Here is a 2,634-nt window from a genome sequence, read left to right as displayed (position 1 = left end):
ATATATAATGATTATATATTTGATTTTCTATCCTCTGTTGGCTCTTATAAATAAACCCGCATTTTTCAATAACTTTATTTGATGCTACATTGTTAATTAAAGCAATTGCGTTAAGGACATTTAAATTTGTTTCTTTAAACAAATAGTCAATTAAACCTTTAGTCGCTTTTGTAGCATAGCCATGATTTTGATATTCATTTGAGATAGCATACATTATCTCTCTGTTTGGTGAAGGGAGTTCTTCTTTCATACCTGTGCAGCACCATCCAATGAGTTCATTTGTAGCTTTCTTAAATATTCCTAGCTTTAACGTATGATTATCTATGTTATTCGTAGTTTTCACTGCATCAAGAAATGCTTTGTTTGCTGGTATTTCATAATCTGCAATCCAATCCACCCTTTGTTCTTTCGTTGATTTCCAGTCTGGTAAAAATTTTGCTATTTCCAGTTGATTTGCTATTTTATAAATACTCTCTGCATCTTTGACCATAAATTCTTGCAAGTATATATCTCCACAATCTATTTTAAATAACTTAGTGAATCTCTCTTCTCCCATGTTAATCCCCCTTACTTACGTTATAGCTCCTTAATCTGCTTCGTAAGTTCAATAAACCGTTCATCCAGTGCTTTATATTCTTTGTCTTTAGAAGTTAAAAAGCTTAATTTTCCTAATACTTCTTGTCTCTCTGTTTCTAACGTTAAACGTAGCTCTTCAATATCATCTCTTGTTTTAGTAGGTTCTTCTAGCTGCTTTTGTATCGTATTGTTTGAAAACACGAGTTTTGTGTTAGTTGTTTTCTCCAGAAAATATCGATCGTGAGATACAATTACTAATGTTCCGTTATACTCAGCTAATGTATTTTCAAGTTGTTCACGTGAAGGTAGATCCAAGTGATTCGTCGGTTCGTCTAAAATGAGTACATCTTTTTCATCTAAAATATAAGCCATTAGCTTACACTTTACTCTTTCTCCCATACTCATATGCTCAATCGGCTCTTTCCATTGAGACGCTTGGAATCCTAAATGTTTCATTAAATTTTGGACTTTTCCTCTTTCTTCAAACGTCTCTTTAAAAAATAAATTTTCTGGTGTTTTATCAAGCGGTAAATCAAAAACTTCTTGTGTTAAATAGCCGATGTTTGCTGAAGGTGAAATCCATATTTCTCCTTCAGCAGTTTCCGTTCCCATAATCATCTTCAGTAATGTTGTTTTCCCACTACCGTTTGGTCCAACAATCGCAACTTTCTCACCGTGCTGAATTGTAAAATTAACGTTTTCAAATAATACTTTCCCATGAAAGTCTTTTTTTAATTGCTTTACTTCTAAAAAGCGTTTTCCTACTTTTTTGTTCGCTTGAATAGAAAACTCAACTGAATACTCTTCTTTCACACGTTCTACTTTCGTTTTCTCCAGCTCTTTTTCAAGTCGTTTTCGTTTTGACTTCACTTGTGCATCCATTCGCTTCGCTTTTACACGATAGAATTCTTTCACACCTTCTTGTTTTGTAGACTGCGCGTGTGCCTTTTGTGACCATGAACTCAATTCTTTTATATGTGTTTCTACTTGTTCTATCTTTTTTTGTTGTTTTTCATATTCACGCTGCTGCGACTTTCTTTTTTGCTCACGTGCTTTCATGTAGCTCGTATAATTACCACTATGCTCAATTAATTTTTTGTCCTCAATTGACCATATTTTTGTTGCGACAACATCTAAAAAATATCGATCATGCGATACAACGATAACTGTACCTTTCATGTTTTTTATTTGTTTAATGAGAAATCCCGTACTGATCTCATCTAAATGATTTGTCGGTTCGTCTAATATTAAGACATTAGGATTTTTAGCAAATCCTTTTGCTAATCGAATTTTCAGCTTTTCACCACCACTTAAAGTATGAAAATCGTTCGTTGGCACGCCCCATTTCGCAAGAAGTTCTGCTTCTTTTGCAATTACATCATTACTAATAAAAGATTCTATTTCTTGCTCAACATATGCGGTTGTCATATTCATTTGCTGCCATTCAACAATCCCTTTTGAAGGCTCAATCTTTCCATTTATTAATTGAAGTAACGTTGATTTACCAGCACCGTTTTTACCAATTAATCCGATAACATCCCCTTGTTTTACTGTCACATTCATTTTCTCTAACAACATATTTTCTTTTATTTCAACATAAACATCATTTAATTTTAATAGTTCTTTCATAATACCGATCCCTTTCATTAAGGGAGAATAAAAAAATCCTCCCAAATAAATTTGGCAGGATTAGTCGTTAAAATATTTACACCCAAATAAGCTATTACGTAACATAAATAGCAATACCGTTCTATGGAAATTGGGCAGACTAATCCTATTTTTTAGAAATTGAAATTTATTGAATTTCAACATTTAAAAATAAGATTAGTTAATCATCGTCCACCCATCATTCCTTTCTGTCATTAATAACCATATTGTACGATGATAATACTGTATGCGTAAATATTATTATTTGTACTTCAAAAGCAATTATTTTTCTTCAAGTTTATTTTTACAATTTCATGTGCTCATATCTTTAATTTTTACTAATTTGTATCATTTATTCATATGAAAACTTTTAAAAAAATACAAAACAAGGCTAAAAAACTTATCTCCAAC

2 protein-coding genes are annotated in these 2,634 nt (G+C 31.9%); both read right to left on the bottom strand.

Annotation, left to right across the window (positions count from 1 at the left end; all coding sequences use genetic code 11):
* Window positions 1-556 (bottom strand): GNAT family N-acetyltransferase (locus tag ABWK52_RS28120; protein WP_353772313.1); only part of this gene is annotated, 556 nt, incomplete at its 3' end.
* 20 nt (window positions 557-576) lie between these two features.
* On the bottom strand, window positions 577-2,205 hold the full coding sequence (abc-f, locus tag ABWK52_RS28115) for a ribosomal protection-like ABC-F family protein (RefSeq protein WP_098541310.1): 1,629 nt from the start codon (window positions 2,203-2,205) through the stop codon (window positions 577-579).
* Window positions 2,206-2,634 lie beyond the last annotated feature (429 nt).

The organism is Bacillus sp. AP50, assembly GCF_040492675.1.
In the GTDB taxonomy this organism is placed as follows: Bacteria; Bacillota; Bacilli; order Bacillales; family Bacillaceae_G; genus Bacillus_A; species Bacillus_A cereus.
Note: the sequence above shows the minus strand (reverse complement) of the source record. Positions and strands in the feature narration are given on the sequence as shown.